General features: G+C 33.3%; 6 protein-coding genes. 4 read left to right on the forward strand and 2 right to left on the reverse strand.

Features of this window, described 5'->3' with window-relative positions; all coding sequences use genetic code 11:
* The 4 genes from JCM10519_RS24385 to JCM10519_RS24405 all read left to right on the forward strand — a co-directional run.
* Positions 1–346: hypothetical protein (locus tag JCM10519_RS24385; RefSeq protein WP_347845384.1), on the forward strand; the 346-nt coding region annotated here is incomplete at its 5' end.
* A 320-nt stretch (positions 347–666) separates the two neighbouring features.
* Entirely contained in the window at positions 667–1,371 is a 705-nt protein-coding gene (locus tag JCM10519_RS24390) for a hypothetical protein (protein WP_054742556.1), read from the forward strand.
* An 11-nt stretch (positions 1,372–1,382) separates the two neighbouring features.
* A complete protein-coding gene (locus tag JCM10519_RS24395; RefSeq protein ID WP_054742558.1) occupies positions 1,383–1,850 on the forward strand; it encodes a hypothetical protein in 468 nt (155 codons plus the stop codon).
* Between the two features lie 230 nt (positions 1,851–2,080).
* A complete protein-coding gene (locus JCM10519_RS24405) occupies positions 2,081–2,395 on the forward strand; it encodes a hypothetical protein (RefSeq protein WP_054742562.1) in 315 nt (104 codons plus the stop codon).
* Positions 2,396–2,487: 92 nt separating this feature from the next.
* On the opposite strand, the gene JCM10519_RS24410 is transcribed toward JCM10519_RS24405, so the two are convergent.
* Both JCM10519_RS24410 and JCM10519_RS24415 read right to left on the reverse strand, forming a co-directional pair.
* On the reverse strand, positions 2,488–2,694 hold the full coding sequence (locus tag JCM10519_RS24410; RefSeq protein WP_054742564.1) for a hypothetical protein: 207 nt from the start codon (positions 2,692–2,694) through the stop codon (positions 2,488–2,490).
* A 159-nt stretch (positions 2,695–2,853) separates the two neighbouring features.
* The coding region (locus JCM10519_RS24415; protein WP_347845385.1) for a hypothetical protein at positions 2,854–3,742 on the reverse strand (889 nt) is incomplete at its 5' end.

The raw sequence follows: 3,742 nt of genomic DNA on the forward strand, positions 1-3,742 counted from the left end.
ATGTATGCTCTTGGAGGAAAACGATATGCGTAATCGGCATTTTAATTATATTGCATTCACCTTATTTATAGTATTTATTTTTATTTCGGCAATTCCAATTTTCTTGCCGTTATTAACATATAACTCTCTCTTAGTCATAGAAATTCCAAAGCCTTTATCGAACTGCCTAGATGCAGAAACGCCACTTTTAAATGTTAGTAGTTGGATGCTTACAGTGCTTTTTGGTTGCCTTTCCGTTAAATTACGAAAAGCTGTGTTAAAACCTGAAACATATTGCCGAGATGAATATTTCGTTGATCGTGTACAGGAGCGCAGTATTCTTTTTTTCATTTTTGGAGAGGGATAATAAGGATAATGGCGCACTTTTTTTTCTGAAGGGTGGTATGTGCCGAGGTAAAAGTATATTAATAAAAAGATTTGCCGATGATGTAAATAGAAATAGCAGGATGGGCAACTTATTAAAGAATTATCCAGAAGAAAAACAATATTCCGCTTACTACGTTCCGATAGATGGGAATAAAAATGATATATTTTTGTGTATTAGTCAAATTTTACATAATGATGATTCCTTAAATACATGTGAAAAAGTTGTTCGTTTTATTAAAAAGGCTAGCTATCGTTCCAAGGTCTTGCTTATTATTGATAATATATGTAAGGAGCAAAGCCGTGCTGCAATTGAAGCCGCACATGCACTTTTATACAAAAGTGCTTTTTTTAAAGATTATTTTGGTTATAACTGTAGATACAAAAATCGAAGAGTCAGATGCTTTAATACCGCCCCTGTTTGGCGAAATGCATATCCAAGAACTTTCCCAAGTTTACAATAAACCGTTATCATCCGAAGAGCAACAGCAAATTCTTCGTATTTCTGGTGGAATACCGTCTTATGTCAGAATGCTTTTTGACACTAAAGTCTCACAAACGTCGTTTCAATTATCCAATATTGAAGATATTCAGCATGTCATTAAGAATCAATTTGAAACACTCGCTGACCAGAAAAAGATTGTTGTTTATTTATCATATTTAAACCTCTGCTATGAAGGAGGAATTCCAAAGAAAGACATATTAGATATTTCTGAATCTCCGGAAGACCATCTTTCATCAGTTTTAGATACAGCCTTAGCCCATGAATATAAGCAGCATCAAAAATCATATATTCGAATGGATAGTCTCGTAGCGGGATATTGCCGACAGTTTGGATACCCCGATGATGTTCTTAAAGATATTTATTCTTTTTATTTTAAGAAAGATACAGAAAGTGATATTGCATTAACGGCAATGCTTATGCTACATGTTCAAGAAGAACTAAATGTTCCTAAGGATATATTCAGCAAGAAATATGCACAAAACGACTATTTTTTTTCTTTGTAAAACTCGGAAAGTTGGATCAGGAAAACAAACTAGTATATTTAAATGAAAACAAAGAATTTAATAACGAATTTCGATACTATCATCTAAATTCATTACTACAATTGGGGCAGTATTCTCAGGCAATAGATGAATTAAAACGTTATGAAAGTTCTGAAATTTCTTTACCCTCACTTCGCAAAACTAATGACTTATTGGGGTTTGAGATGCAGTATTTAATAATTGATTTACACCATCTTAGCAATCAATTTGATTTAGCTTTAGACGAAATTGACGCTCTTTTATCTCAAAAGGAAAATATAAAAGAAGATTATATGAATAGATTTTTGTACCTTAAGGCTCACTGCATAAAACATAAGGGTGATAATTTGCCCTTAGCAGATAGCATTCTACAAAGACTGTCTGAAAAAAAAGTTGACTCAAACTATGCGCGTCAAAGTGCTTTATTCACGCATGGCGATTCATTTGTTTTGGGGAAATAAAAGCTTTCCTTATGAATCTACAATACAAATGCTTCGTGACACTGCTGAAAAGAACAGTCCGGAACAAGTGCATATGCAGAGGCATATCGCAAATTACTATTGGAAGATTCAAAACAACTCTCATGAGGCATTAAATATAATTAACTTATGCTTAGAACAACTGGAGAAGACCAGATGGCGTATAATCTATGATTTTTATTTTGAAAAGGCTGAGTTAATGCGTATACAAAATGAAGAAAAAAACAGCCAAACATGATATCAACGCTATTTTACATTTATACGACCAAGCGATTGACTTTGCTGAGGAAAACAAAGATATAAATCTAGCGTGTTGCTCCCGTTTAGGAAAAATCTTAACATTGTGGTCCTCCCCACAGAATTCTTCTGCATGGCGCAAAAAACAATTTCACATTGTTGAAGATGAATATGAAAAAGTTAAAGAAGCAGACTTACTAATAAATTCAGCATATGCTACTTATGTAAAATTTCTTCTGTCTGATGAAAAGCCACTACAGGAATTTTTTTATTTACTGCAAACAAAATAATTATTATGATTTAGCGAAACAGATTGATAGTCCGGGAATTTTAAAATTAACTGTTATGTAATATTTTATCTATCTTGCAAAGGACTTCTTCTTCAAAGGTATAGTAAACTTTTTTTTGTTTTTTTTGCAAGATTAGATATTCTGTTTTCAATTGATTGATTGTCGGAGTTGTTATAATAAATTGCTGTCATAATATCGGCGATTTCATCCATTTCATTATTGCCCCAACCATACCGTGTAACTTCTTGTACCCCCAAGCGAATTCCTGCATTTCGATATAATTTTTTTATATCTAGCATTTAGTGTTATCCCCAATTCTTTGCATCTTTTTACATATGTTTCTAGATGCATAATTGACATAGGTAAAAACAGTTGGTGAGTTGTAGTGTATAGTCCTTTCTCGTCTTTAATGACATTAAATCCGTTTTTTTTCTAATTTCTTACCAAGGTAATTAGCATTATATATAATTTTTTTCACTATAAGCTTTACCATATACTTCAAGTTCCATGAGGACTAAGGCTAAGCTAAGTACATGGTGAAACTGGACATTTCGTAAATAATCTGGATTTATTTTTTTATCAAAGCTTTTTGCCAGCTCAATGTTTCTCGTCATAATAAGCCCACAGGTTGGCCCAGGTATTGTCTTATGTGTCGCCCCCATGAGAATGAATCGAGCATCATCAGGAAATTTTAGCAGAGGGTTCTCATTTGCCCCATGTGGCATCAAGCCTAATGTCTGAGTTGCATCATAAATTAGAATACAATCCGGTGGTAAAATTAAGTTTTCTAATTTAGGTTGCCAAAGCAGATCTGAAGGACAAATAAGCATGCCATGTATTTTTTTTGTTTTTAGAATATGATTTATGGAATCATAGTCAAAATCCATCGTACAATAATCAAAAGGTAATTCTATGGTGGAAATCCCTAATCGCTTACAAATAAGAGCCATGGAGCCATGTCCTCCACTGTCTTCGGAAGAAATAAGGAGTGTATCACCTTCTTTAAATATGCTCATTAAAAGTACCATAACGGCATTAACACCTGATAATGCTCGAGGATCTGCGTATAAACTATGGTAAAGTTCCATACATTGCGTGTTAATTAGTTGATAAAATTTAAAGAGCAATTCGGCTTCCATAAAATTATTATCGGCATCAAAATCGTGAACTCCACCCATAATATATTTCTCTTGAATAAAAGAATCCAATGCAATTTTCGCAAAAGGAGATACAACATTTTCAGCTGCACACAAGGGAAGCGCAGATTTCTCTCTTTTCGCCATATCAGTACACAACAATTCAAAGATAGGTAAATATTTTGACATAAAGACCTCCATATTGAAAAGA

Source organism: Clostridium sp. NkU-1 (genome assembly GCA_001312405.1).